This is a genomic window from Alienimonas californiensis, assembly GCF_007743815.1.
GTDB classification, from domain to species: domain Bacteria; phylum Planctomycetota; class Planctomycetia; order Planctomycetales; family Planctomycetaceae; genus Alienimonas; species Alienimonas californiensis.
The window spans coordinates 2,957,356-2,983,558 of sequence record NZ_CP036265.1 but is presented as its reverse complement, the minus strand read 5'-3'; the positions used below and the strand labels follow the sequence as shown (position 1 = coordinate 2,983,558).

The window sequence follows — 26,203 nt, the reverse complement described above, 5'->3', positions numbered from 1 at the left end:
GCGGCTCCGTGAGCCCGGAGCGCAAGCTCCGGCCGTCGGCGCAGCCGGCGTGAAACGCGCGGCCGGAGCTTGCGCTCCGGGCTTACGGCGTCAGGAGGCGAGGCGAATCCGCTGGGGGAGCATCCGCTTTTCGATGCGGGCGCCGGTCGCGTCGAACAGGAACAGGCAGTTGCGGACGGCGTCCCAGACGGCGGTCAGCCGCACGCTCCGCGGGCCGAGCAGCGTGTACTGGCAGCCGCAGGGCTTGCCGGCCCGGGTCAGCGGGGCGGCGACCGTGCGGAACTGGTTCGACAGCAGATTCTCCCGGGCGCACAGCGTCTCGTGCACGTAGGCGTGCAGTTGCTCCGGCGTGCGCGGCGCCGCGGCCTTCGGCACTGAAGGCTTGGGCGTCGGGGCGGCGGGAGCGGGGGCGTCGGGCACGAACGCCCGCATCGGCCGACGAACGGCGTCCGGTGGGGCGAACCGCCGGCGGGCCGCGTTCCCGTCAACGCCGCACGAAGCGGCGCCACGCCGCCGACCGGCGCCGTCGGCAGAACCGTCGCCCGGCGCCGGGTCGAGCCGCTAAGATTGACGCATGAGCGATTCCGCCGACCCGCCCGGCCCGCCGTCGTTCCACCTCGACGGCCGGCTGTACGTCCGCGAGATGCAGAACTGGAAGGCCGTCGTCAAGCAGGACTTCGCCAAGCTCTACTGCCACGCCAAGATGCCCGGCGAGGACTACTACCACCTGCTCACCGGCGGTGAGATTTACCTCGACGACGGCGAGTCGCAGCTCTGTCTGAACTGCGCCGTCCGCACCGGCGTGCTGACCACCGACCGCCAGCACTGGCAGCGGGAGGCGAAGCCGACAGAGATCCGCGTCGTCCCGGACCGCGACGTCGGACTGGAGTGAGGCCGGTGGGCGGCACTCGGTCCGGGTCCGAAGCCCGGATCTCCCCTCGCCCCCTTTTGGGGGAGAGGGGTCGGGGGTGAGGGGGCAGCGACTCCCAAATACCGCTCACGGTCCGGTCCCTCACCGGCCGGTCGGCTCGTCACTACTAGGACGGATGCGGGTGAACCGGGCGTCACCCTCACCCCCGGCCCCTCTCCCTGAGGGAGAGGGGAGACCGCTCCGACCGCCCTTTCCGTTACGCCTCGACTTCCCCGCTCCGCCGGCCGGCGAACCACACGCAGGCGGCCCCAATCAGCACGCAGGCCGTCGCGGCGGCGAGGACTTCCGCCGGGAGGTGGGTCGTCTCGGAGACCTCAATGTCGAACCGTTCGCTCAGCTCCTGCTTGTAGCTGGCGATCGTCAGCAGGGCGGCGTTGCTGACGGCGTGCAGCAGCATGCCCGGCCACAGGCTGCCGGTGCGGATTCGCACCCAGCCGAGCAGCAGGCCCAGCAGCGTCGTGCCGATCAGGCGGTCGAACAGGCCGAAGTCTTTGATGACGTGGAACACGCCGAAGATCAGCCCGCTGGCGACCACGGCCGACACGGCGCCGAACGGGACCTTCAGGCCGGTCAGCACGAAGCCGCGGAAGGCGAACTCCTCACTGAGCGCGGGCACGATCGCCAGACAGGCCAGGACGAGCGGCAACGGCAGGGTTTCGATCCGCTCGCCGAACTCCGCCAGCCGGCCGGCGTCGCCGATGCGGTCCGCGGCGCCGAGGGCCAGCAGGATTTCGAACACCCCCGCCCAGGCCCCCAGCCCCAACAGCAGACCGCCGAGCAGCCCCAACAGCGTGGGTGTCCGTAGGGCGAAGGTCCGCCGGGTCGATCCGCCGGCCCAGCGGGCGATCGCCCAGGGCAGGCCGACGAACACCAGCACGGAGACCGCCGCGTTGGCGATCAGCAGCGTGGGCAGATCGACGTTGGCGAGGCTCTCTTCGTTCGTAAGCCCCGCCAGCTTGCCCGGCACGCCGCCCAGCACCAGAAACGCGGCGACGCAGGCCAGCGTGCCCAGCAGGACCGCCCCCAGCGGGGGAACGCCGTTCGGGCGGGGGGGCGGTTTGAGGAACTCGCTCCACCCGCCGGGGCCGCCGTAGAGGATGGCGTCCGTCCCGAAGATGCGGGCCGCCACGCTCAGCGCCAGCCCGGCGTAGCAGACGGTCGAGACCACTGCGACCAGCGCCGGCAGCAGCGGGGCCGTGCCGCTGAGCACCTCCCGGGCCAGCAGCACGAGGTTCATCAACGGCGCCGCGGCCCAGACGAGGTCCAGTTCGATCGACGGGGTGAGGGCCAGCCCGCCGGGCGCCAGGCAGCAAAGCATCAGCGGGATCAGGTAGGCCTGAGCCTCCTTGAAGCTGCGGGCGGCGCTGGTGACGGCCAGCAGCACCGCGGCGAAGAACCCCGCCGTCAGGGCCAGCAGCCCCGCGGTCGCCGGCAGGCTCCACCAGCGGACGTTCTCGCCGAACAGTTCTCGATCCAGCCCGACGGCGTACACCGTGGCGGTCATCGCGATCAGGTTCGCCCCCGCCGTCAGCACCGCGACGGCCCAGACGGCCACGAACTTGCCCAGCAGCACGTGCAGACGGCTCACCGGGGCCGCAACGAGCGTTTCGAGCGTGCCGCGTTCCCGCTCGCCGGCGGTGGTGTCGATCGCGGGATAGACCGCCCCGGTCGCCGTCATCAGCAGGAGGATGAGGGGCACCACGGTGGCGAGGCTGATCGCCCCGCCGCCGGTCGGTTCGATCGCCTCCGTGACGAAGTCGGCGGGCACGTCGGCGCTGAGGCCGGCCTCCCGCAGGCGGGCTTCGATCGCCGCCTCGTTCACTGCTCGCAGCCGGGCGATGATCCGCCGGCCGGATTCGACCGACAGCGGCGAGCCGGAGCGGGTGAGAATCGTGTACCGCGGCGCCGGCTCGCCGTCCGTGTCGTCGACCTCGCCCCCTTCTGCGACGCGCAGCCCCAGTTCCGCCTCGCCGCGGGCGACGACGGCCTCCAGTGAATCGTTCGCCCGCTTGGGCATCGTCAGATTCAGTTCGAGCAACCCCGAACTGCGATCGACGACCCCGGCCCGCTCCAACAGGGCGGTGCCTTCCTGAAAGACCTCTTGAAAGGCTTCCGCGTCGGCTTCGGACTCGAACACGACCGAGACCGGCCCGGCCTCGGCCGGGTTGGTGGCGATCAGCACGTTGCGGAACAGCGCCCCCAGCAGCGGGTAAACCAGCAGCGGCATGAGGACCAGCGTGATCGTCGTGCGACGGTCCCGCAGGCTCTCCCGCAGTTCCTTCAGGGCGATCCGCGGCAGCGGGTTCGGGGGACGGAAATCGCTCACGTCGGCGCCCCCGCTTGCGGTTTCGCGGGTCGTTCCAAGAACCCTTCGTCCTCGGCCAGCAGGTCGACGAACATCTCCGTCAGCGTCTCCCGTCCGGTGGCGGATTGCAGTTCCGCCAACGTGCCCTCGTGCCGCAGGGTGCCGCGGTGCAGCAGGCCGAAGCGGTCGCAGAAGCGCTCGGCCTCCGCCAACCGGTGCGTGCAGAGGATCACCGCCCGGCGTTCGTCCCGCAGGTGGCGGACGAACTCGAACACCCGCTGGGTGCCGACCACGTCCAGCCCGCGGGTCGGTTCGTCAAGTAGCATCGCCGGCGGCCGGTGCATCACCGCCCGGGCGAGGTTCACCCGCTGGGTCTGCCCCGTGGAGAGCCCGGCGCAGCGGCGGTCGAGGAACGCCGTGAGGCCGAACCGCTCCGCCAGATCTAAGGCCCGGGCTTCGGCGACGTCGCTCGGCACGCCGTACAGGTCGGCGAAGAACCGCAGCGTTTCCCGCGGGGTGAGCCACGGGTACAGCCCCGCGCTGGCGCTGACCAAGCCGATCCGCCGCTTCACCTCGTTCGGGTTCTCGGTCACGCTGACGCCGTCGATGACCGCGTCGCCGCTCGTCGGTTTGAGCAGACCGAGCACCATCCGCAGGGCGGTCGTCTTGCCGGCACCGTTGGGGCCCATCAAGCCGTAGACCTCGCCCGGTTCGACCCGCAGCGAGAGCCCCCGCACCGCGTGCACCGCGGCCGGACCGTGGCCGAAACTCCGCTGGAGGTCGCGGAGTTCGATCATCGACGGAGCGAGGGCACGGGGGCGAACGTCCGCTGGCGGTTTCGCGGGTGGGGAAAGAGTCTCCCGCCCCCCGCGAAACCGCAAGCGACGCACGAACCCGATCCGCTCCGGGGCTCAGCCGGCGGCCCGCTTGGCCTCGTAGGCGTTCAGCTTGTTGTAGAGCGTCTTGAGGGCGATGCCGAGTTCCTTGGCGGTCGCCGGTTTGTCGCCGTCGTGCCGGTCGAGGGTGTGCAGGATCACTTCCTGCTCGATCTCCCGCAGCGTTTTCGGCACGTCGCCGTAGGTGGGGGCCGGGGCGTTGGCGTAGCCCTCGAAGTCGCCGGTGTTCGCCAGCTTCAGCCCCACGTTGCCGGCGACGCTGCGGCGGGTGACCGGCGTGGGCAGGTCCTCGGGTTGAATCTGGCCCTCGGCGAGGATCGAGGCGTGCTCCAGGGCGTTCGCCAGTTCGCGGACGTTGCCGCTCCACTCGTGGGACTGCAGCAGGTCCATCGCCCGCGGGGAGATCGCCTCCTCGCCCACCCGCTTGCCGGCCAGCCGGGAGAGCAGGAAGGAGCAGAGGGCCGGGATGTCCTCGGCCCGTTCCCGCAGCGGGGGCAGGTCCAGTTCGAAGGTGTTGACCCGGTAGATGAGGTCCTCGCGGAACTCGCCGTCGCGGGCCATCTCGTCCAGGTCCTTGTTCGTCGCGCAGACGATCCGGACGTCGACGGTGAAGGTTTCGTTCTCGCCGACGCGGCGGATCTCGCTGCTTTCGAGGAACCGCAGCAGTTTGACCTGCATCGGCTTGGGCAGTTCGCCCAACTCGTCGAGGAACAGCGTGCCGCCGTCGGCCGCTTCGAACAGGCCCTTGCGGGGCTGATCGGCGCCGGTGAAGGCGCCCTTGCGGTGGCCGAAGAACTCGCTTTCGACGAGGTGCTCCGGCAGGGCGCCGCAGTTGACCGCGACGAACGGCCCGCCGGCCCGCTTGCTGCTGGCGTGGATCGCCTTGGCGACGACCTCTTTCCCGGTGCCGGTTTCGCCCAGAATCAGCACGCTGGCGTCGGTCGGGGCGAACTTGGCGATCTTCTTCTTCAGCGCGAGCATCGCCGGCGTCGAGCCGATGAAGTCGCGGTCGTCGGTCTTCAGCTTGACCGGCTTGGGACGGTCCTCCTCGGGCCACTGCTCGAGGGCCTTCAGTTCGCGGATGTGGGCGAAGGCCTCGCCCAGCTCCGGCATCTGGAGCGGCTTTTCGAGAAACCGCAGGGCGCCGTACTCCATCGCCCGCTTCGCCTCCGGCAGATCGCCGTGGCCGGTGCAGATGACGAACTTGGTGTTCGGCGAAACGTTGTTCAGGTGGTCGGCCACGCCCCAGCCGTCCACGCCGCCGGGCATGCGGAGGTCGATCAGGGCCGCGTCGTAGGGCTTGCCCTCGGCGACGGCGGCGTCTAGGGCGGCGATCGCCTTCACCCCGTCGGCCACGACGGTCACGGACCCTTCCGCGATCAGCGGGACTTCGTTTTCGTAAACGAACCGAATGCCCGGTTCGTCGTCCACGCACAGCACGCGCAGCGGGGCAGGACCGGGGGTGGCGTTCGACATCGCGGCATCCTTGCCTGGCACAGTGGTTGCAACGCCGAGGTGTCTTGGAGAGCGACGCCGCGGCTGACGGGGCCACGGTAGACGAACCTTCGCGCGCCGGGAAGACCGATTTGCAGGATTTGCAACGGGATTCCCCCAGACCGCCCTCGGCGGCGTCCCGATGGCGGTCTCAGGCGAGCGAGGGGGCGTCAGCCCCCCGTGCCGGAAGGTTATTCGCACGGGGGGCTGGCGCCCCCTCGCTCGCCCTGTGGGAAAGCAGCAGCGGGGCCAGGGCCTCCGCGGCGAAGACGCGGTTCACCGCTCCGAAGTGTCCGCCGTAGTGGAACCGGCGGACCCACCCCGGCCGCCAGTGGTGCTCGCGGAAGGCGGGCACGTCGGTCCGTTCAAAGCCGCCCCAGCCGGCGCCGGGACGGTGGCGGCCGTCCGTGGTCCCCAAGGTGGTCAGCAGCCCGACGAGAATCGGCACGTCCAGCCGGCTGCACACGGCGTCGATGCCGTGGTCGCAGCGGTCGGCCAGCGCGGCGGCGTCGATCGGGGGCGAGCAGGCCGGAGCGAGCAGCAACGTGCGGGTCGCCGTCGTTCCCGCCGGCAGCCGGGCCAGCCCGTGCAACGCGACCGACGCCCCGCCGCTGTAGCCCACGACGTACACCGGGGCGTGCGGGTAGAGCCGGCGGTGCTCCGCCACCAAGTTCGCCACCTCTTCCCCGCCCGCTTCGTGCATCGCCACGTCCCGCAGGTGCCAGAACGCCCGGAAGAACCACCCGCTGGTCCAGTCGACCACCGTGATCCGCCCCGGCACGCCGCCCTGCGCCAGCCCGACGGCGAGGTCGTACTCGGCGAAGCTGCGGCCCTGAATGCCCGGCAGCACGATCGTCAGCCCCTGCCGTTGGGCGGCCGGGTCGTCCAACGCCGGCGCCCGCCCCCGGATCAGTCGCCCCACCGGGCAGACCGGCACCCGCAACAGCGACGCCCACCCCGCCCCCCGCCGCCGCCAGCGGCTCGGCCACGGCAAGGGCGTTGCGAAAGAGTCAGCGGGAGTCACGCTCGCCACTTTTGTCTCCGGAAGACTCCCGCGGCAAGGCGGCGACCCGTTCCAGCGCCGCCTGTTGCAGGCGGTCGGGCGACTGCACCGTCACCGGGATCTTGAGCAGGCGATACCGCCCCGCCGGGTCGTCCACCTCCAAGGCGACGACCACCTCGTTCCCGCCGCCCTCGCAGCCGATCACGGAGACCTCGAACGGGTAGTCCCAGCCGCCGTCGGCCCGTTCGACCGGGTCGAGTTCCGCGACGTGCACGCGGTCGGTGGGGCTGCGGACGGCGAGCACCGTCAGCGGGTCGAGGCGACGATCCGTGACCGTGACGGTCGCCGTCGTGGTCTGCCCTTCCCGCTGGTAGACCATTACCGCGGGCGGTTCGATGCGAATCTCGTGCGGGTCGACGCCGTACCGCAGCTTGACGGTCTGACGCAGGGACTCGCCGGCCGGCGTGGCGCAGACGACGGTCACCTCATGTTCGTGCGGGCCCTCGGCCTCGCGGGCAGTGTCGGCCCGGACGATCAGTTCCACGGCCCCGCCCGGTTCGATCGTCGGCGGGGCGGCCGGGTCGAACAGTTCGCGGTTCAGCAGCGGGGTGAGGCAGCCGCAGTCCGGCTGGACGGCGGTGATCGTCAGCGGTTCGTTCCCGCTGTTCGTCAGGTGAAACGGCGCGTGAATGTGCCGCCCGCCGGGGACGGCGGGGTTGGCGGCGACGTGACCGCTGACGCCCAGCGGCGAACGCTCGATCGCCGCGGCCTCCCGCGGGGCGACGGGCAACGCCGCGGCGGCCCCGGCGAGGCACAGCGGCGCCGCGGCCAGAAGCGGGGCGCAGCGGCGGAGACGGCGGGCGAACACGGGCGACGGCACGAACACGAAAAGACCCCGGACGGCGTGGGAACCGCCCGGGGTGTTAGCAACATCGGGCGCGAACGCCCAGAGGGACCGACGACTACAGTTCCGACTCGCTGGGCAGCAGGAACGGTGCCCGGTACTCGCGGGTCAGCAGGCCGTTCGCCTCGTCGGCCCGGGCGCCGGTGAAGGTTTCGCCGGCCAGCGAAAGCATCGGGCCAAGCCGCATCGGCGAGGAGGCGATCGTCACGCCGTTGTACTTCAGGTGCTCGACGGTGTCCGCCAGCGTTTCGCGTTCGGTGGCGTCCCGCTGGGCGGCGGCGATCTCCTCCAGCGAGGTCTGCTGACCCAGCAGGTAGGAGATGTTGCCGAGGTGGCACAGGGCGCTGGAGAGGTGGCCGTCCTCGATGTCCGCCGTCAGCTTGGAGGCGTCGCCGGCCCGGACCGCGTCGAGGAAGTTGTCGTAGTGGTCCTGGTCCGACCCGCCCTTAATGCTGCGGACGAGCCTGCCGTCCGGGTCCAGGATCGAGCTGGAGTTGTAGCCGTGCTGAATCGCGGTGCCCTCGGTGCCGTAGAAGACGACGCCGATGCGGTTGCCGCTCTTCTTGCCGTCCGGGCCGTGGATCTCCAGACCGCGGGTTTCGAAGATGATTCGCTTGTCGCCGTAGTCATGCACGGAGACCTGCGTGTTGGGCGTGTTGCCGGCGTCCTCGTAGCCGAGGCGGCCGCCGTAGGAGATCACGCCGTCGCCCAGGCCGTCGACGCCGAGGCCCCAGCGGCAGACGTCCATCTGATGGATCCCCTGGTTGCCCAGGTCGCCGTTGCCGGTGTTGAAGTCCCAGTGCCAGTCGTAGTGCGGGTTGTAGATGCCCATGCTGCTCTTCTCCGGGCGGTAGAGCTCCTCGTCGGCGGCGGGGCCGACCCAGAGGTTCCGGTCGAGCTGCTTCGGCCATTTGAGCGGCGTGGCCGACTTGCCGATGCTCGGCCGACGCTTGTAACAGAGGCCCCGGGCGAGCTTCACCTCGCCGATTTCGCCGCCGAGGACGGCCTCGACCATCTCCCGGGTGCCCTGCATCGTGCGGCACTGGGCGCCGTACTGGCAGATTTTGTTGTACTTGCGGGCGGCCTGCACGATCCGACGGCCCTCCACCACGTTGTGGGAGACCGGCTTTTCGACGTAAACGTCCTTGCCCGCCTGGATCGCGTGGATGCTCTGCAGCGCGTGCCAGTGGTTCGGCGTGGCGACGGAGATCGCGTCGATCGTCGGATCGGCCAACGCTTCGCGGTAATCCGCATAAGCGGTGGGCTTCTTGCCGGTCTTGTCCTGAACCCGCTTCACGCCGTGCGTTTGCAGCAGGGCGGAGTCCGGGTCGACGACGGCGGCGACCTCCACGTTGCCGTCCCGCTCGCCGGCCCGCAGGTAGCTGGCGATGTGCGAGTCCGAACCGCGGTTCCGCAGGCCCAGCACGGCGACGCGGAGGGTCTCGTTCGGCCCCTGGGGCGCCCGGGCGCCGTAGGCGGCGTAAGGAGCCACGGCCGCCGCCGCGGCGGCCACGGACGCCGTCTGGAGGAAGGACCGACGGGAAGCGTTCGGCAGCGACATCAAGGATTCCGGGCGCGGGAATGAGAACGGGCCATCGTACCCCGACGAATCAAGCCCGATCAATGGGCCGACGGGGCGACGGTGACCGGGGAAGCGTTGGAAGATGACGCCTACAACGGTCGCTTGCGGTTTCGCGGCGTCGGAGGGCTCTCGGGCACCGCGAAACCGCCAGCGACGCCCCGCCCCGGCTCAATCGAACCGGGGCCCTCAGGCCGCTTCGCACCAGGCGTACTGGGCGCCGCCGACCGCCGCCACGCTGCTCGCCGCGGCGACGACGCGGGCCGCCTCGCCCGGTTCGGACAGCGGCACGGTGAACAGGTCTTCGGCCAGATTGTCCTCCAAGCCGCTCAGCAGATAGATCCGGGCGCGGTCCGCGGCGTTCGCCCAGGCGGTCGCCGCCAGCAGGTCCGGCGGGCGGAACTGCCGCAGGGGACGCAACACGTCGGCCGGCTCCTCGGCCCGGGACAGCTCCGCCAGCCCCGGCGGCGGCGAGCCGGCGAGGTCCGTGAGCACCACGATCTTCCCCCCGCGTTCCACCAGTCGGCGGGCGGCGTCCAGCGCCCGGGCGGTGGCGGCCCAGCGGTCCGGCGAGCCCGGCGCCACCGCGACCAGCACCACTTCGCTGCGGACCGGCGCCCGCACCCGCCACAGTTCGTCCAGCAGTTCCCGGCCGCGGCGGAGCACCGCCTCGGTCCCGCCGGCCAACGCCACGGCGGTGCCGCCGTCGGCCGCGGGGATCGTCTGCACGGTGAACTGCGTGCCCAGCAGCCAGCCGACCTCGTCGGCGAGTTGCCGCAGCGGGCGGTCGTCCTCCGGGCCAAGCTCCGCGTGCCCCTGCCCGCGGGCCTTCAGCACGGCGTCTTCGTCGGACAGGCCGGGGACGAAGACGCTGTTGGCGCCCGCCACGCCCAGCAGCGGGTCGAACCGCAGGGCGCCGCAGGAGACGACCACGTCCGCCTCCAGCACCGGCCGGGCGAGGTAGACCCGGTCGCCGGCCGCGGTGCTGGCGAGGTAGCCGCAGGCCTCCTTCTCCTCGGGGTCGTGCCGGGTGAAGCTCGCCGCCTCCGCGGCGACTCGGGGCAGACCGCCGCGGGGGTCGCCGCCGAAGCGGCCGTCGGCGGCGCCGCCGTAGCCCGGCCCGGCCCCGCGGATCAGGGCCAGCCGCTGCGGGTCGACGCCCGCCTTCGCCAGTTCGCCCCACACCCCGCCGACGACCGCCGCGGGATCGGTCAGGTCCGGGGACAGGGCCAGCGTCACGCGGTCGTCCGGAATGACGGACCGGGACAGGCTGGGGAATTCGATCGGGTTCGCCAACGCGTCGCGGACGGCGGCGACCGGGTCGGCGACCGACGGCGGGCCGGGGCGGCAGACGGTCAGCGAGGCGCCCGCCGACAGGGGAAAGGCGCCGTCGGCCCCGGCCGCGAAGGTCAGCGCAGTGGCGGCGGGAGCTTCGGGCACGGGCGGGGCGAACCGGATCGGGAAACAGACGGAGGGCGAACGGGCCGCGAACGCGCGGCGGAGGGCCGCTATCGTAGGGGGCCCCGTCGGTCGTTCAACGTCCCCGCCCCACGCAGCCCGCACCGCCCGCCGTGATTCCCGTCCCCCTCGCCGACGCCCCCGTCGCCGAGGCGGTCGCCGCCGTCACCGCGGACGCCGATTCCCTGCAGACCGCCGGCGAGGGCGTCGGCCCGCCGGAGGACTTCGACGAGGACGACACGCTGATGATCCGCCTGCAGGGCGGCGACCGGGCGGCGTTCGACGAACTGGTGACCCGGCATGAGGGCCCGCTGTTCGGGTTCTTCCTGAAGAACGTCCGCAACCGGGCCCTCGCCGAGGACCTCGTGCAGGACACCCTGCTGAAGGTCTATCGTAAGAACTGGGACTACCTGCCCACCGGCCGCTTCCGCGGCTGGCTGTACCGGATCGGCCGGAACCTGATGATCGACGCCGCCCGCCGCTCCCGCCGCGACGCGCTGGTTCGCAGCGTGCGGGCGAACGCCGACGGGGACGGCTCCCCGCTGGACCGCATCGCCGCGGAGGGCGACGGCCCGGCCGCGGTCGCCGAACGCCGGATCTTCGCGGAGCTGGTGGACGAACTGCTCGCGGAGTTGCCGGACGATCAGCGGGAGACGTTCACCCTGCACCACTTCGCCCACGTGCCGCTGCCGGAGGTCGGGCAGGCGATGGGGGTGAGCACGTCGACGGCGAAAAGTCGGCTGCGGTTGGCCCGGGAAAAGCTGCGGGCCAAGCTGGCGGAGCGGGGCGTCCGTGATCCGTTCGAGCCGGACGAGAGTTAGCCCCCCTGCCGCCGCACGCCCGGGGCCGCCTAGGATGACCCCGCAAGTCCCCTTCCGAGCCCCCCGATGCCGTTTTTCAGCCGCCTGACGGATATCGTCACCTGTTCGCTGTCCGACCTGCTGGCGGGCGTGGACGATCCTGACGCCGCGCTGGGGGAAATCATCGCGGAGATGGAACTCGGCCGCAGGGGCGCCGCCCGCAGCGTGGCGACTGCCGCGGACACCGCGGCCCGCCTGAGCCGGGAGATCGCCGAACAGCAGGCCGCGGCCGACCGCTGGCAATCTGAGGCGAAGCGGGAACTGGCCGCCGGCCGCGAGGCGGAGGCCCGCACGGCGCTGCTGCGACGCCGCGACGCCGCCGACGTGATCGCGGGGCTCCGGCAGGAACTTTCCAGCGCGGAGGAGTTGCACCGCCATCTGCAAACGACCGCCCGGGCGCTGGAGGCCCGGCTGAACGACGCGAAACGCAAACGGGCCGCCCTCGCCGCCGGCGCGTCCGGGGCCGACGCCCCCCGGCCGTTCGTCGAAACGGCCCCCGCCGCCGCCCGACCGGACGACGACATCGAACTCGAACTTGCCGCCCTGCGGGCGGAACTGGAGGCGTAGCGGCGCGACGTCAGAACTTCGGCGGGCGCTCGCGCACGCTCCGAGTTCCGTTCACACGCTTGCGGTTTCGCGGCGCCCGACGGCTCTCTGGCCCCGCGAAACCGCAAGCGTCTCTCACAGACACAGAGGCCCGCAGACACGGGGGCTTCGTTCAGCCGGACGCTCGGGAGCCCGGCGACGTGCTGTCGTGGCCCCGCGTCCCCTCTTTACCCCGCAAGGCGTGGACGACGGCGTCTGGGTGGGAGGCGTCCCGCACGCCGTCCTCGTGGGTGAGGGCGGCGATCGTCTCCCGTTTGCCGAAGGTGAACAGGCAGTCGCCGGCCTGGATCACCGCGTCCGGCGCGGGCGGCATGATGCGTTTCCCGTCGCCGCGGCGGATGCCCACGATCATCAGCCCCTTCCCGGACAGCCCGCTGTCCTTCAGGGTTTTGCCGCACAGGGCGCTGCCCTCGGCGATCTGCACGTCGGCCAGTTCGAGGTCGCTCTCCCGGCCGTCGGCGATCGCGAGGAAGTCCTCCACGTGCGGGTTCAACATGACCCGGGCCATCTTCACCGCCCCGCTGGCCAGCGGGCTGACGACGCGGTCGGCGCCGGCCCGCTCCAGCTTGCCGATCGCTCGCTCCTCGGTGGCGCGGGCGACGATCTGCAGGCGATCGCTCAGGCCCCGGGCGCTGAGGACGACGTAGATGTTCTCCGCGTCGGTCGGCAGGGCCGTGTTGAGGGACGCGGCCCGGTCCACGCCGGCCTTTTTCAGCACCGCGTCGTCGGCGGCGTCGCCGACCACGTACAGCCAACCACGGCCGTCGCAGACCCGCTCCAACAATTCGCGGTCCTGATCGATCACCACGAACGGCCGCTGCCGGTCGGAGAGGTACCCGCACACGCCCTGCCCGATCCGGCCGAGCCCGCAGATCACGTTGTGGCCGGATAGCCCGGAGATGGCTTCGTCCATTTTTCTCTGCTCCCACATCCGACGGAACTCCGTGCTGACGACCATCTGGCCCAGCGCGAACAGACTGTACGACGCCACCCCCAGCCCGCAGAGCAGGTAGCCCATCGCGAACAGCTTGCCGGCGGCGGTCGAGGGGCTGTCGGCTCCCAGCGTCGTCAGCGTGACCACCGCCAGCCACGCCGAATCGAGCCAGCTGGAGGACTCCGTCACCCGGAAGCCGACGATCCCGGCGGCCGTCAGCAGGACCAGCATCGCCGCGGCGGCCGTCAACTGACGGACGGTGGGCGACAGGCGGACGGGGAGCTTCGGCACGGCGGGGTCGCGGGGGACGGCGAAGCAGTGTGACCGCTCCCCTGCCCCTATGCGAATCCCGACCCCGATGCGAACCCCAGCCAGCGGGCCAGCCGCCCGCTCGGGAGGTCGGGCCGCATGATTCGCTCCGGCCGCTTTTCCGTCTGTAAGACGCTCTCGGCGGCGGCGAATCCGCTGCGGACGGCGCCCTCCATCGTCGCCGGCCACCCGGTCGCCGTGTAGTCCCCCGCCAGATGCACCCGCGGATGCGGCGTGCGGGAAGTCGGCCGTAAGGCGTGATGCCCCGGCAGCGGGGCGAACACGGCTTTGTGCTCCGTCACCATGCGGACGTGCTGCACCGTCGCCTCCCGGGCCGCGGGGAAGGCGTCGCGGAGTTCGTTCAGCACCTCATCGATCACCTCCGTCTGCGGCCGTTCCTTCAGCGCGTCGCTCGCGCTGATGACCACCTGAAAGTACCACCCCTCACTCCTCCCTCCTCCCTCCTCACCCCCCGTTTCGTGCAACCGCGTGCGGTTGAACACCCACTGGCTGGTGCGTTCCGGCAGAACGGCGTGCGGCAGCGGGGTGATCTCCCGGTCGAACCAGACGTGCACGCTGCTGATCGCCGCGGTCTCCAGCCTGGCGGCGGCGTTCAGCCCCAGAGCCTCGGCGAGTTCCTCCGAAAACAGCCCCGCCGCCCGGTGATGCGGCACGGCGGGCACGACGTGATCGGCTTCGACCTCCCCACCGTCTCGCAGAACCACCCGGGCGGGCTCCCCCTCGCGACCCGGTTTCACGTACCGCACGCCGGAGCCGGTGCGGACGGTCACGCCCAGCGACCGCAGCCAGCCGAGCAACTTTTCGCCGTACAGCACGTCCAGCGGGACCGTCGGCACGAACACCCGCCACGCCGCCGGGTGGGTCAGAAAGCCGTCGACGATCACCTTGCGGGCGTCCGCCACGTTCATGCGGTCCGGCGTCTCCGACAGGGCGCTGACCAGCACCGGCTCCCAGAACCGGGTCGTGAGGCACTCCGTCTGCCCGTTCGCCGCGAGCCAGCCGGCGAAGTCCTCCGCCTCCCCGCTCCGCGTCTTCGCCAAGGCCCGGACCCCGGCGGCCAGCCGGCGCTTCTCTGCCGGGGTGAAGTGTTTCAGCCCGGCGAAGGAGGCCGCCAGATGCAGCGGCGCCGGCAGCGAACGCCCCCCGGGCCGCAGTTCGCTCAGCCGGCTGACGGTGCCGTCCGGCAGCAGGAACGTCACCTCGCCCTGCTCCGCGAGATACGGCGTAAGGCCCGCGTCGTCGCAGAGCGCCAGAAAATTCGTGCAGCACCCCATGGCGACGTGCTGGCAGTTGTCGACGCGTTCGCCGGTCGTTTTGTCGAGGAAGGAACTGGCCCGGCCGCCCAGCCGCGGGCGGCTTTCCAGTACCGTCACGTCGCAGCCCCGCGGTGCCAGCGCCGCCGCCGCCGCGAGCCCGGCCAGCCCGCCGCCGACGATCAGCACGCGGGGGCGCCGGTCGCTTGAACGGGCATCGGCGTTGTCTGTTGCGGGGGCGGTCATCGGAGCGGCATCCTAGGCGCCGCCGTGTCGATCGCCCCCGCCGAGCCGTCCTTCCCCGGCGCTTCACGCCGAAGGGGCGTCGGATGGGAGGGGGCAAAGCGGTTCGGGCGTTCGCTGCTGGATCTCTGCGTGCCGCCGGCCTGCCCGCTGTGCGGGGCGGACGGGACGCTCGACCCGCCCCGGCTGACACCGCGCTGCGACTGCCGAACCGCCTTTGCCGATCCGGCCTGCGGGTGGTGCCGGGCCTGCGGGGCGCCGACGGGGCCGCACGTGCCGGACTGCGACGACTGCCCCCACTGCCGCCGGGAGGACCCGTTCCCCTTCGCCGGGGCCGTCTCCCTGGGCCTGCACGAGGGGCGCCTGCGGGATGCGGTGCTGTACGCCAAAGCCGACGGCGGCCGCCCGACGGCCCGGGCGCTGGGCGAGGACCTACTCGACCGCTGGGCGGAGCGGCTGACGGGGTTCGACCTCGTCGCCGCCGTGCCGCACCACTGGACGGACCGTCTGCGCACTGCCCACGACCCGGCGGCGGAACTGTGCGCGACGCTGGCCCGCGGTCTGCACCTGCCGGGCCGCCCGCGGCTGGTGCGGAAGGTTCGCCGGACAGAAAAGCAGACGGACCTGACCCCCACCGACCGCCGGGCGAACCTGCGGGGGGCGTTCGTCGTGCCGCGGCCCGCCGCGGCGGCCGGGCGGCGGGTCCTGCTGTGCGACGACGTGCTGACGACCGGCGCCACCGCCCGCCGGGTGACCGCGGCGCTGCGGGCCGCCGGGGCGCGGGAGGTGGCCGTCGCCGTCTTCGCCCGGGGCGTCGGCGGGCGGTGAGGACGCTTCCCGCGGCCGGCTCGGCGGGAAGAACGCCGCGAACCGGGGAGAACGGGCTCCGTGTCGGTAGCCGGGCGCCGGTCGCCTCGTATCCTGCCCCTCCCTGGCCGTTCCGCCCGCCCCCTCCGCCGTGTCTCACCCCGCTTCGTCCCGCCCCGAGACGCCCGTCGCCTCGCCCCCGCACCGCCGGGGCGTGGGCGCCATCTTCCTGCGCGGGCTGGCGATTACGCTGCCCAGCATCCTGACCGTCGCCATCCTGCTGTGGGCCGCCGGCACGGTGATGGATTACGTCGTGAACCCCGTCAGCGCCGCGGTGCGGTACTCGATCGGCCAGGCGATTCGGGCGGACGTCCCGGCCGAGGGGCTGATCCGGCCGGCGGACCGGCCGGAACTGGACTTCGCTGGGACGAGCTACGTGGTGCGTCCCGACGCCGTGGAGAAGCTCGCCGCGTTGGACGTCGACGGCCGAGTCCTCACGACCCGGGACCTGGCGGCCGCCGGTCTGGCGGACGACGTGTTCGTCCGGATGAGCCGCCGCCGGGCGGTGCCCTACCGGGACTACGAACTGGTCGCCCGCGGCCTGCCCGCCGACGAGATGCCCGGCTCCGCCACCGGGCTGTACGCCGAACTCGCCACCGAACGCTACTTCCGCAGCAGTTTCCTGCTCAGCGCCCTCGCCGTGGCGTTGGCGCTGCTGGCGATCTACTTCATCGGTCGGTTGGTCGGCGTGCGGCTGGGGGCGTGGTTCGTGAAGAAGATCGAGGACGACGTACTCGGCAAGCTGCCGGTCGTCAGCCGGGTGTACGGCTCCGTCAAGCAGGTGACGGACTTCCTCTTCGCTGAGCGGCAGATCGAATACAACAGCGTCGTCGCCGTCGAGTACCCGCTGGAAGGCGTGTGGTCGATCGGCTTCGTCACCGGCGAGGGCATGCGGGAGACGGTCGAGGCGGCGGGCGAACCGCTGTACTCGATCCTGATGCCCACCTCCCCGATGCCGATGACCGGCTTCACGATCTCCGCCCCCCGCAGCAAGGTGCGGGAACTAGACCTGACCGTCGAACAGGCCTTCCAGTTCTGCCTGAGCTGCGGCGTGCTCGTCCCCCCGCAGCAGGCCCTCGGGCCGCAGGCGCGCATCAACGGCACCCCGCCGGGCTCCGCCGCCCCGCAGACGATCCCCGCCCCCATGGAGTTGATGGGGGCGGCGCGTGACTGACGGCCCCGCTTCCTCCACCGAGGGCCAGACGTTGCGGATCGCCACCCGCGACAGCCCGCTGGCCCTCTGGCAGGCGAACCATGTCGCCGGACTGCTGCGCGAGGCCCACCCCGGGCTGCGGGTGGAACTGGTCGAGGTGAAAACGACCGGCGACCGGAACCGTGTCGACCCGCTGCCGACGATGGCCCGGGCGCTGGAGGACGGCACGCCGGGCGGCGGGGCGAACGGCGTGGGGCTGTTCACCAAGGAGGTCCAGCGGGCGGTGCTGGACGGGCGGGCCGATGTGGCCGTGCATTCGCTCAAGGACCTGCCGACCGGCCCCGTGCCGGGGCTGACGCTCGCCGCCGTGCCGAAACGGGCCAGCCGCTGGGACGCCCTCGTCCTGCCGGACGGGGCCGGGGCGGGCTCGCTGGACGATCTGCCGGAGGGGGCGACGGTCGGCACCGGCTCGCCGCGGCGGCGGGCGCAACTCCTGCGATTACGGCCCGATCTGTCCTTCGCCGAGGCCCGCGGGAACGTCGAGACCCGCCTCGCCAAGCTGGACGCGGGGGATTTTCACGCCCTGATCCTCGCCGAAGCCGGGCTGGACCGGCTGGGGCTGTCCGGGCGCATCTCGAAGCGGCTGGACACTGAAATCCTGCCGGCCGTCGGTCAGGGGGCGTTGGGGATCGAATGCCGGGCCGACGACCCGGCCGTCGACTTGCTCGCGCCCCTCAACCACTTGATTGCCCGGGCCGAGGCTGACGCCGAACGGGCCTGCCTGCACCGTCTGGGCGCCGGCTGCCACGCCCCGGTGGGCGTGCGGGGGCGGGGGGAGAATCCCAACGCGATCGAACTGACGGCGGCGCTGCTCTCGCTGGACGGCGAGACCTGTTTGCAGGCGAACGCGACCGGCCCGGACGCCCGCGCGGTCGGCGTCGCCGTGGCGGAGAGCCTGCTGGAACGCGGCGGCTCGGCGCTGCTGTAACGGCCGGGGCCGTCCCGCGCGCTTTGTACGGCGCCCCGCCACGCTTGCGGTTTCGCGGGGACCGTCAGCTTTCGGCCGCCGCGAACCCGCAAGCGGCGACGGGGCCTCAGACGAGGTCCTTCACCGCGTCCAGTTCGAGCATGCCGGCGTACGGATCGCTGCCGGCGCTCATGCCGGGGCCGTAGTTCCAGCGGGCGCGGCGGTGCTCCTGCAGGTTGTGACAGCCGACCGCCTGCGACAGCGTCCCGGCCAGCAGGGCGAACAGGGCGAAACGGCGGATCGAACGGGGCACGGCAAGGCTCATCAGGAGAATCCCACGGCGGATCGGGGAGGTCCGTGATCGAGCATCGGCCCGCCGGCGGCGCCGGCATCACCGAAACCCGCCCCGCGACCGGCATTCTCGCCCGATTCGACAAAATCACCCTGAGCGGCGCCTCTGCTTTGAACCCGCGGCTTCGTCCCGACCGATAGCGCCGGCAGTCTCGTACCGACCGGACCGCTGCCGATGCGCCCCACCCCCGCCGCCCGTCGCCTGCTGATCGCGGCCCGCCTGTGCTGCGCCGCCGGGGCGCTGGGCACGCTGGGGACGGGCTGCACCCACCTCCGGGAACAGGGCTGCCTTTCCGGGGAGAGCTTCGACCCGATGACGCGGGCCCTCGGCCGCAGCGAAGGGATCGCGGCGCCGGGCGAACTGGCGGACGACGTCTTCCTCTACGGTCCCGAGGCCGGCACGTTCCTGCCCGGCTCCCCCGCCCTTGAGGCGGGCGCCGGCTGCCCGAGTTGCGGCCCCGGCGGGTGCGGCGCCGGCTGTCCGCTGGCCGCAGCGAACCGACCGACGTCCGGCCCGGCGCTGGTGGCCCGGCGGGCGATCGAATCCGGCCACGCCGCCGAGCGGGCGAACCGCCCCGACCTCGCCCAGGACCACTACCGCCGGGCGCTCCGGAGCGACCCGTCCGCGGTCGAGGCCCACCACCGGCTCGCCGTGCTGTTGGATCAGACCAGCAGCTACGCGGCCGCGGAACAGCACTACGAGGCCGCCCTGGCCGCCCGGCCGGGGGACGTCGATCTACTGTGCGACGTGGGCTATTCGTTCCTCCTGCAAGGCCGCGTCGCCGAAGCGGAGGACCGCTTCCGCACCGCCCTGGCCCAGGAGCCGGATCACCTGCGGTGCCTGGAAAACCTCGGCCTGCTGTACGCCAAGCAAGGCGACCGCACCCGCGCCGCCGCGGTGCTGGCCCGCACCGGAACGAAGGCGGAGGTGGAGGCGAAGCTGGCCGTGCTGTTCCCCTCGAAGCCCCCGAGCCGCGGCCCGGTCGTGCCGACCGACGCCCCGCTGTGGGCGGGCCTGACGCCGGACACTCCTGTGCCCACCGTCGCCGCCGCCCCCTCTGCCGCGCCCCCCGTCGCCGCGAAGTACTCCGGCAGCGTGCGGGCTGCGGCCGTCGCGTCGCCGGGCGAACGGCCGATTTCCCTGCTGATGACGCCGGTCTCCCCGGTGACGCCCGCCGTGACGCCCGCCGCGGCGGTCGGCGGCCCCGCGGCGGTGCGGACCGCCGAGGCCCGCTCCGTGCCGCAGGAGATCGAACCGCCCCACGTGCCGCCCCCCGCCCCGCCGACCGGCGACCTGACGACATGGCAGGGCCTCGGCGGCGCCCCGGCCTCGGGCGCCCCGGCTTCGGGCGCCGCGGAGGAGTTGCACTTCGAGCCGGGGATCGGCGACGGCGGCACGTTCGTGCCCGCCGCGGCCGGCCCCAAGTCGTCCGCGGACATGCCGCTGTGGCCGCCGGTCGGCGGGTTCTCCGCGGCTCGGTGAGGGCTGTCCGGCTGGACGCGAACGCAAAGCGACCCGGACGCTTCAAGCGTCCGGGTCGCTCAACGGCTCGACGGCGTCAGATGCGGTCAGCGCCTACGGGGTGAGGTCCTCCCGGTCGGCGACGATGGCGGTCCATTCGTCGCTGTTGCCGCGGAGTTCCGGGGCGTACATGCCCTCGGCGACCGCCGGCAGGGCGTGCAGCGTGCCGGGGGCCTCCGCCCGCAGGCGGTACCGCAGCGAGTGCCGGCCGCGGGGCAGGTTCGGCAGGAAGAAGTCCGTCCGCTCGTCGCGGAACTCGCGGTAGGCGTGCAGTCCGTCCCAGACCCAGCCGCTCAGCGGGCCGGTCCCCGGCTGGCTGCCGACCGGCTCGAACCCGGCGGCCTTCGCGTCAGAGAGAATCACGTAGGTGTAGTCGTTCTTCGCTTCGAGAATCAGCTCCACCTCGATCAGGTCGCCGCTGGTCGCCTCGGCCGGGGCGCCGGGGGCGGCGGCGAGGTCTTCGCGGGCGTTCTGATCGACCTCCCGCTCGTCCACGTTGCCGTCATCGTTGGCGAAGGCGCGGGTCTCGTCCACGTCGGTGATCCGGCGGACGCTGCGGGTGACTTTGATCTCCAGCCCCGCGGCGGGGATGAAGGGACGTTTGTCGAAGGTCGTGACGCGGGCCGTGAAGTAGAGCGGCGCCGGCTTCGCCCCCTCCGGGGTCGCCCGCTGCACGCTGAGGACGTGCTCGCCGGCGGTCACGGCCTCGCCTTCCAGAATGGCCGTGCCGTCGAAGGTGAACAGGTTTTCCGGGGTGATGGAGACCGTGTGCAGCCGCTTGCCATCCAGCGTGATCATCACGTCGGCGGTGGGGGCGGCCTCGCCGGTCGCCTTGAGGTAGGCGGCGAACGCCTCGATCACGTGGGCCGTGTCCCGGGTGCTCGCCCAGCGGGAGCCGCTCTGCCGGTTGTTCAACAGGTACTTGACCAGCTTCGGGGCCGCCCCGTCCGTCTGGCCGACCGTCGAGAGCAGCTCCAGATAGAGGGCGTTCGCTTCGAGGTCGTTGTTCCACCAGTACCACCACCCGCCGTCGTTCGGCAGGCGGAGGTAGGCAGTCTGGTTCTCCTCGTCGTTTACCAAGTACTGCCGGAGGTTCGACAGGCTGGTCTCCAGCCGGCCGTCCTGCAGGGCGGCGAAGGCGAGGCCGAGCAGGGCCTGAGCCTTGATCGGCAGCTTGAGCCGGTCGCGGAACAGGTAGCCGGCCATCGCGGCGTGGGTCGCGTCGTCCGGGTCGGCGCCGAGGTCGCTGAGCACGCGGAAGATCTGGGCGTCCAGACTGTCGGCAACCAGCTTGTAGTTCGCGCCCTCACGCTGTTTCTCCGGCAGTTCGCCCCGCTTCAGTTCGGCGACCTCCCGGGCCTGATGCTGGGCGAGGATCCGCTGGCCGCCGGCGATCAGGTCCTGCGGCACGTCGGCCCCGCGCTGGCTGGCCAGCCAGAGGCCGTGCGTGACGAGGGTCGTCATATAGACGTCGGAACTGCGGGCGCCGGGGAACCAGCCGAAGCCGCCGTCCGGCCGGGCGAAGGTCGCCAGCCGGTCGACGCCCTCCTGGGTCATCTCGAACACCTGCTCCCGGTCGAACACCGGGTTCGGCTTCTCCTCCCATTCGGCGAAGGGCCGGCCGCGGCGGGAGGCGTTCAGGTTCGCCGTGACCTCCTCCGGCGTCGGCAGCGTGACGCCGGCCTCTTCCAGCCGATGCCGCATCGTCAGCACGGGCAGGAACCGGTTGAGGGTCTGCTCGGCGCAGCCGTAGGGGTAGTGGGCGAGATACGGCAACGCGTCGACGGCGGCGACGGCCAGCGAGGGGCTGAACCGCACGGCCAGTGCGCTGCGCTGCGGGTCCCGCTGCTCGGTCACCGTGAAGTTGACGGTCGAATCGGTCTGGCCCGGCTCGACGGTGCCGGCGAAGCTTTCGGTCCGCAGGGTGCCGTGCTCCAGCACGGGGAACGTCTGCTTGACCGCGTCCCCGGGGCCGGGAGTCCCGTCCGGCAGCGTGGTGGTGGCGACGGCGGTGACGTTCGCCTCGCCGGTCCCGGTCGCGGCGACGCGGAGGTCCACCCGCACCTCCTTACCGGCGGGCACGGCGACGGTCTGCGTCAGGTCGCCGAGGTTCGGGTTCGCCAGCGGGCTGCCTTCGCCAAAGTCGAACCGCACCTCGGCCTCGACGGCCTGTTCCAGTTCGCTGCGGACGAGGGCGGAGAGCACGATCTCGTCCGTCTCCGTGAGGAACCGCGGCGTTTGCAGGCGGACCAGCAGGCTCTTCTTGGTGACGAATCGGCCGTCCGCGGAGCCGACCGCCGAGCCGGGGCCGACCGCCCAGGTGCGGATCTGCCAGCCGGTGAGGTCGTCCGGCAGCGCAAACCGGGCCGTGCCGACGCCGTTTTTCAGGTCGAGGTTGGCGGTCCAAAGGGCGGTGTCGGCGAAGTTCTCGCGGACCTGCGGGGCCGGGGCGGCGGCGCCGCCGTCGGCCAGTGCCTCCAGCTTCTCCGCCCGATCGCCAACCCCGGCGTCCAGTTCCAAGGCGGCCGCCGCCATAGGCGCGGCGGGGGCGCCCCCACTCCGACTAAACGTCTTCGCCATCTGCGGCTCCGCCATCGCGCCGCCGCCGAAGCCGCCCATACCCCCGCCGACGGTGCCGAAATACATCGTCCCTTCCAACGCCAGCATCTCCATCTCGGAGTCGTCGCTCAGCACGAGGCCGCCGAACAGGCCGACGGTGGGCATGCGGTCGTCGTCCTGCTTCACCTGGCCGTAGGCGACGCCGGACAGGTTGTGGGCGACTTGAACGTTGTGATACCGCAGCAGATCGGTGAAGTGTTTGCGGATGTCCGGGGCGTTCGGGCCGCCGACGAGGGCGTCGATCGCCCGGTCGTAGACCGTCAGCGCCACGTCGCCCTGCACCGGCTCGCCGGTGGCGTCGGTGACGGTGACCGTCACCTCGGCCTCCTCGCCGGGTTCGTAGCGGTCGGCGGAGGGCTTCGCTTCGACGGTCAGCAGCCGTTCGGTCGGGGGCACGACGATCCTCAGCGAGACCGAGTGCAGCCGCCCGCCGGAGACGGCCAGCGCCTCCACCCAGATGTTGGGGGCGTCGGCGTCGCCGATCGGCAGGTCGTACACGACCGCCCCGCCCTTCGGACGCAGCAGGACCGGCTCCGGCACGGTGCCGTTCTCGGCCCGGGGGAAGAGGTAGACGACCTCCGCCTCCGTTTTCAGCAGCAGTTTCGCCGTGTCGCCGGGGGCGTAGGTCTTGCGGTTCGGGATCAGTTCGAGGCCGTCGGCCACGGTCGCGGCGCCGGCTTCGCCGTTCGCCCCGACGACGTTCAGCACGACCGATTCCTTGCCGGTGTGGCCGTCGGCGGTCACCTGGTAGTCCACTCGGTACTGGCCGGGGGTTGGGAACAGGAAGCGGGCGGAGACGACGCCGTCGGCGTCGATTGCCGGTTCGGGGGTCTGTTCCAGCGGGGTGGCGACGGTCTTGCCGTCGGGTCCGCCGGTGAGGCGGAACGCGGCCAGTTCGCCCACCTGACGCAGCGGTTCCCCGCCGGCGGTGCGGGCGGTGAAGTTCACGCCGATTGGTTCCCCGGCGACCGCGTAGCCGTAGTCGGCGTAGCCGTACACGCGGAAGGGCACGGCGGCGGCGAGCACCGAACCCCCGCCGGTCTCCGTGCGGCGGCTGGCGTCCGTCACCTCGGCGGTGATCGTGTAGCGATGGTCGGCGTCGGCGTTCAGGGCCTTGGCGAGAGAGCTGTCCAGCGGGATCTTGAAGGTCCCGTCCTCGCCCAGCGCGGCGTCGCCCTCGGCGACGACCTCCTCTGGGTCGTTCCCCCGCCACGGCCCCCCCATGCGGCCGTAACCGTAGGGGTCCGGCTGCTGATAGCCGGGCGCCCAGCTCCAGTAGGCCGGGCCGTACAGCCACTCCCACGGGTCGTAGGGATGCCAGCCGGCGTCCTCGACGGTGCGGGTCACCTTGTAGCTCAGCACGCCGCCGGCGACCGGGCCGCCGAACAGGTACTCCGCCCGCACGGTCGCGGTGAACTCCTCGCCCAGCACGATCGGCTCGGCGGGGGCGTCGACGGTGACCTCGAACTCCGGTTTGCGGTACTCCTCGACGCGGAAGTTCAGCGCGTGCTGCTGGGTGCTGGGGAAGTTCCGAGCCTCGCCGACGCTGGCGTGGTACTGGCCCAGCGTGGCCTCCCCACCGAGTTCCAGCGAGACCTGGAACGCCCCGAACTCGTCCGCCTCAACTTCCTGCGACAGCAGCTCCTCGCCCCGCGGGTCGTTGATCACCACCTTGAGCCGGCGCTGCGGCTCCTGGGCGTCGGTCGGCAGGGCGTAGCCGGCCCGGCGGTACCAGCCCTTCAGGTTCACCGTGTCGCCGGGGCGGTAGGCGGGGCGATCGCTGACGGCGTAGGCCTTCATCTGCACGTCGCCGAGCGGGCCGCCGATCTGCTCCGCCCCGAAGGTGCGGTCGGAGAACCCGAAGGCGCCGAAGCGGGCCGGTTCGTCCCCGCCGGCCGGTTTCGACGCGGTGGCGAACCACTGGTAGATCTGCTGCGAATCGTTGCCTTCCGGCACCGTCGCGGCGCCGTCGGGGCCGGTGACGGCGGTGCGGCGGATCGTCTTCAGCGCCCGGCGGCCGGGGGGGCGAATCCACTCGTAGCCGTAGCCCAGCAGATCGAGCTTCACCCCCTCGACCGGGGCGCCGGTGGCAGCGTCGGTGACGATCCACAGGGCCCGACTGCCGACCAGCGGCTTGACTGCGATCGCCAGATCGGCCCGCTGCACGGAGACGCCGTAGGTCCGCCCGTTGGGCAGTTCCGCCGCGACGAAGTACAGCCCGGCCTCCTTCAGCGGGGTCTCGATCGTCTTCCGGGCGGGGGTGTGGTCCGCCGGCGGGTCCAGTTCGATCGTCCATTCGCCGATCGGCCCCTCGGTGTAGGCCTCTTTTCCGGCCCACCACAGGTTGAGCAGATCGCCGGACATCTCGTTCTGAAAGTCCGTGCCGGCCGCCTTCGTCAGTTCGCGCATGGTCTGTTCGAACCACTTGCGCTCGTTCACGCGGTAGGCCCGCAGGGTGGCCTTCTCCGCGTTCTTGTAGGTGAGCGCGACGGACGCCTCGGTCCCGGCGGGGCCGACGGGTTCCGGCTCGAAAGCGGCGTAGGCGCCGACGATCTGCTCCCGGGCAATCTCGGCGCTCCGCTTCTCCGCCGGGGCGGCCTTCGGATGTTCGATCACCCGATCCCAGACCTTCACCGCGGCGGGATACTGGCGGCGGTTCTGATAGACGCCGGCGAGTCCGTTCAGCGCCGTGACAGCGGAATCCGTTTCGCCCCCGCCGACCTGCTGATAGAGGGCCAGATGGTTGTGCTCCTCCGGCAGCGGGAACCGCTTGGGACCGGTGGCGAGGCGGGCGATCGTCTCCGTGTCCTTCAGCGTGGAGAGCGCCCAAGGGCCGGCGTCCTCGGTGCCGTCCTCACCCAGCAGACCGTCCAACTGGCCGGAGAGCGTGCCGACGCCGAACTGCGTTTCGAGGAACTGCGCCCGGTTCAGGTCGGCGGCGGCGGCCCAGTCCGGCCCGAACTTCGCGGCCTCGGCCAAGGCCCAACGCCAGCGTTCGCCGTCGCTGCTTGCCGCCTCCCAGGCGGCCGGCACACCGTAGAACACCGGGTCACCGTCCGCCGTCACCGGGGCGCCGGAGGGGTCGGCGGCTTGGCGGATCGGGTCCGGATCGGCTCGGTCCGGCAGGGTTTCTAGGTCGGTGAGGGTCTGGAGCAACCAGGCGGAGTTGCCCTCGCGGCCGTTCATCACGGCATCGGCGAGCGTCACGCGGTAGCTGCCGGCCGCGCCGTCGCCGCCCATCGCCTCCGCGGTCGCGTGAGGCAGGCCGCCCACCAGCAATTGCAGGGCCCGCACGCGGTCCCAGTCGAAGACCTGCGTCCAGTTCCCGCCCCGGCGCTGCTGCCCGCGGGTGAACTCGCCGTCGATGACGTACCCGTAGTGGAAGCCGTTCAGCAGCGACTCGGCCGCGGCCCGGATGAGGAATGGGTCGTTCGGACGGGCCGCCAACGCGGTCTCGCGGAGGCCGTCCTGCAGTTCCTGCCGGCCGAGCTGGTCCGTCGCCCGCAGCGCGGCCCGCAGATCGTCCGCGGCGACCTGGCCCTTCGCCTCGCCGCTTTTGAGGAGTTGCTCGTACAGCTTGAGGGCGTCGGCGTAGTCGCCTTTTTTCAACAGCGCCGCGGCCCGCTCACGGGGGCCGGCCGGGTCCGGGGGTTGGGCGGCGGAGGTCATGGCGAGCAGTCCGAGCGACGCGCCCAGCAGCGCGGCGACGGCAAGAATCGGGCGAGACACGGCGAAATACCGGGGGGCGGGGGGAACGCGGACGGTCGCGATACGGACGCCGCGAACGGCCGCACCGTTCCCGGTTTTTCCGCAGAGGGCAACGATCCGCCGCCACGCATTTCCCGCGCCGGTCGTCGAGAGCGGATTCGGAGATTTTCTTCCCCCCTCTCCCTCAAGAGAGAGGGGTCGGGGGCGAGCGGCCGAAGCA

General features: G+C 72.1%; 19 protein-coding genes. 7 read left to right on the top strand and 12 right to left on the bottom strand.

The window, feature by feature from the left end; all coding sequences use genetic code 11:
* Positions 1-90: 90 nt before the first annotated feature.
* Positions 91-420: a hypothetical protein gene (locus tag CA12_RS11790; RefSeq protein ID WP_145359128.1), complete on the bottom strand. Its 330-nt coding sequence runs from the start codon at positions 418-420 to the stop codon at positions 91-93.
* Positions 421-574: 154 nt separating this feature from the next.
* Here CA12_RS11790 and CA12_RS11785 point away from each other — a divergent pair, with 154 nt between their 5' ends.
* Positions 575-892, top strand: a complete 318-nt coding sequence (locus CA12_RS11785) for a hypothetical protein (protein ID WP_242687877.1) — start codon at positions 575-577, stop codon at positions 890-892.
* 235 nt (positions 893-1,127) lie between these two features.
* On the opposite strand, the gene CA12_RS11780 is transcribed toward CA12_RS11785, so the two are convergent.
* From CA12_RS11780 to CA12_RS11750, 7 genes are all read right to left on the bottom strand, one after another.
* Positions 1,128-3,257, bottom strand: coding sequence for an ABC transporter permease subunit/CPBP intramembrane protease (locus CA12_RS11780; protein WP_145359127.1), 2,130 nt, complete (start codon positions 3,255-3,257; stop codon positions 1,128-1,130).
* Complete coding sequence (locus tag CA12_RS11775; RefSeq protein WP_145359126.1) at positions 3,254-4,033, bottom strand: ABC transporter ATP-binding protein; 780 nt, start codon at positions 4,031-4,033, stop codon at positions 3,254-3,256. The genes CA12_RS11780 and CA12_RS11775 overlap by 4 nt, the downstream gene beginning before the upstream one ends.
* A 114-nt stretch (positions 4,034-4,147) precedes the next feature.
* Positions 4,148-5,608: a sigma-54-dependent transcriptional regulator gene (locus tag CA12_RS11770; protein ID WP_145359125.1), complete on the bottom strand. Its 1,461-nt coding sequence runs from the start codon at positions 5,606-5,608 to the stop codon at positions 4,148-4,150.
* A 169-nt stretch (positions 5,609-5,777) separates the two neighbouring features.
* A complete protein-coding gene (locus tag CA12_RS11765) occupies positions 5,778-6,620 on the bottom strand; it encodes a hypothetical protein (RefSeq protein WP_145359124.1) in 843 nt (280 codons plus the stop codon).
* Positions 6,621-6,636: 16 nt separating this feature from the next.
* Positions 6,637-7,497, bottom strand: coding sequence for a DUF1573 domain-containing protein (locus tag CA12_RS11760; RefSeq protein ID WP_165700706.1), 861 nt, complete (start codon positions 7,495-7,497; stop codon positions 6,637-6,639).
* 94 nt (positions 7,498-7,591) lie between these two features.
* Positions 7,592-9,094 carry a Gfo/Idh/MocA family protein gene (locus CA12_RS11755; RefSeq protein ID WP_242687875.1) on the bottom strand — a complete coding sequence of 501 codons (1,503 nt, stop codon included), beginning with the start codon at positions 9,092-9,094 and terminating at the stop codon, positions 7,592-7,594.
* 207 nt (positions 9,095-9,301) lie between these two features.
* Positions 9,302-10,552, bottom strand: coding sequence for a lactate racemase domain-containing protein (locus CA12_RS11750; protein ID WP_165700705.1), 1,251 nt, complete (start codon positions 10,550-10,552; stop codon positions 9,302-9,304).
* A gap of 131 nt (positions 10,553-10,683) precedes the next feature.
* On the opposite strand from CA12_RS11750, the gene CA12_RS11745 reads away from it, so the two are divergent.
* Both CA12_RS11745 and CA12_RS11740 read left to right on the top strand, forming a co-directional pair.
* The gene (locus CA12_RS11745) at positions 10,684-11,391 is read left to right on the top strand and encodes a sigma-70 family RNA polymerase sigma factor (protein ID WP_242687873.1); all 708 of its coding nucleotides are present in this window, start codon (positions 10,684-10,686) and stop codon (positions 11,389-11,391) included.
* Positions 11,392-11,457: 66 nt separating this feature from the next.
* Entirely contained in the window at positions 11,458-11,997 is a 540-nt protein-coding gene (locus CA12_RS11740) for a PspA/IM30 family protein (protein ID WP_145359121.1), read from the top strand.
* 151 nt (positions 11,998-12,148) lie between these two features.
* Here CA12_RS11740 and CA12_RS11735 read toward each other — a convergent pair whose 3' ends face one another.
* Both CA12_RS11735 and hpnE read right to left on the bottom strand, forming a co-directional pair.
* Entirely contained in the window at positions 12,149-13,261 is a 1,113-nt protein-coding gene (locus CA12_RS11735) for a potassium channel family protein (protein ID WP_145359120.1), read from the bottom strand.
* Between the two features lie 47 nt (positions 13,262-13,308).
* Positions 13,309-14,799 carry a hydroxysqualene dehydroxylase HpnE gene (gene hpnE / locus CA12_RS11730; RefSeq protein WP_145359119.1) on the bottom strand — a complete coding sequence of 497 codons (1,491 nt, stop codon included), beginning with the start codon at positions 14,797-14,799 and terminating at the stop codon, positions 13,309-13,311.
* A 24-nt stretch (positions 14,800-14,823) separates the two neighbouring features.
* Here hpnE and CA12_RS11725 point away from each other — a divergent pair, with 24 nt between their 5' ends.
* The 3 genes from CA12_RS11725 to hemC all read left to right on the top strand — a co-directional run bounded on the left by CA12_RS11725 (position 14,824) and on the right by hemC (position 17,804).
* Positions 14,824-15,624: a ComF family protein gene (locus CA12_RS11725; protein ID WP_145359118.1), complete on the top strand. Its 801-nt coding sequence runs from the start codon at positions 14,824-14,826 to the stop codon at positions 15,622-15,624.
* 130 nt (positions 15,625-15,754) lie between these two features.
* Positions 15,755-16,837: a DUF502 domain-containing protein gene (locus tag CA12_RS11720; protein WP_207621961.1), complete on the top strand. Its 1,083-nt coding sequence runs from the start codon at positions 15,755-15,757 to the stop codon at positions 16,835-16,837.
* Positions 16,830-17,804 (top strand): hydroxymethylbilane synthase, encoded by a 975-nt coding sequence (gene hemC, locus CA12_RS11715; protein WP_145359117.1) that lies wholly within the window; start codon positions 16,830-16,832, stop codon positions 17,802-17,804. The genes CA12_RS11720 and hemC overlap by 8 nt, the downstream gene beginning before the upstream one ends.
* A gap of 106 nt (positions 17,805-17,910) precedes the next feature.
* On the opposite strand, the gene CA12_RS11710 is transcribed toward hemC, so the two are convergent.
* On the bottom strand, positions 17,911-18,096 hold the full coding sequence (locus tag CA12_RS11710) for a hypothetical protein (protein WP_145359116.1): 186 nt from the start codon (positions 18,094-18,096) through the stop codon (positions 17,911-17,913).
* 213 nt (positions 18,097-18,309) lie between these two features.
* Between CA12_RS11710 and CA12_RS11705 the strand changes: the two genes are divergently transcribed.
* Positions 18,310-19,617 carry a tetratricopeptide repeat protein gene (locus tag CA12_RS11705; protein WP_145359115.1) on the top strand — a complete coding sequence of 436 codons (1,308 nt, stop codon included), beginning with the start codon at positions 18,310-18,312 and terminating at the stop codon, positions 19,615-19,617.
* 93 nt (positions 19,618-19,710) lie between these two features.
* Here the strand turns inward: CA12_RS11705 and CA12_RS11700 are convergent, their stop codons facing one another.
* Positions 19,711-26,004: an alpha-2-macroglobulin family protein gene (locus CA12_RS11700; RefSeq protein ID WP_145359114.1), complete on the bottom strand. Its 6,294-nt coding sequence runs from the start codon at positions 26,002-26,004 to the stop codon at positions 19,711-19,713.
* Positions 26,005-26,203 lie beyond the last annotated feature (199 nt).

Bases quoted from the DNA above. Each gene is read 5' to 3' on its own strand.
- CA12_RS11785 (WP_242687877.1), top strand. From the start codon at position 575: ATGAGCGATTCCGCCGACCCGCCCGGCCCGCCGTCGTTCCACCTCGAC.
- CA12_RS11775 (WP_145359126.1), bottom strand. From the start codon at position 4,033: ATGATCGAACTCCGCGACCTCCAGCGGAGTTTCGGCCACGGTCCGGCC.
- CA12_RS11770 (WP_145359125.1), bottom strand. From the start codon at position 5,608: ATGTCGAACGCCACCCCCGGTCCTGCCCCGCTGCGCGTGCTGTGCGTG.
- CA12_RS11755 (WP_242687875.1), bottom strand. From the start codon at position 9,094: ATGTCGCTGCCGAACGCTTCCCGTCGGTCCTTCCTCCAGACGGCGTCC.
- CA12_RS11740 (WP_145359121.1), top strand. From the start codon at position 11,458: ATGCCGTTTTTCAGCCGCCTGACGGATATCGTCACCTGTTCGCTGTCC.
- hpnE (WP_145359119.1), bottom strand. From the start codon at position 14,799: ATGACCGCCCCCGCAACAGACAACGCCGATGCCCGTTCAAGCGACCGG.
- CA12_RS11705 (WP_145359115.1), top strand. From the start codon at position 18,310: ATGCGCCCCACCCCCGCCGCCCGTCGCCTGCTGATCGCGGCCCGCCTG.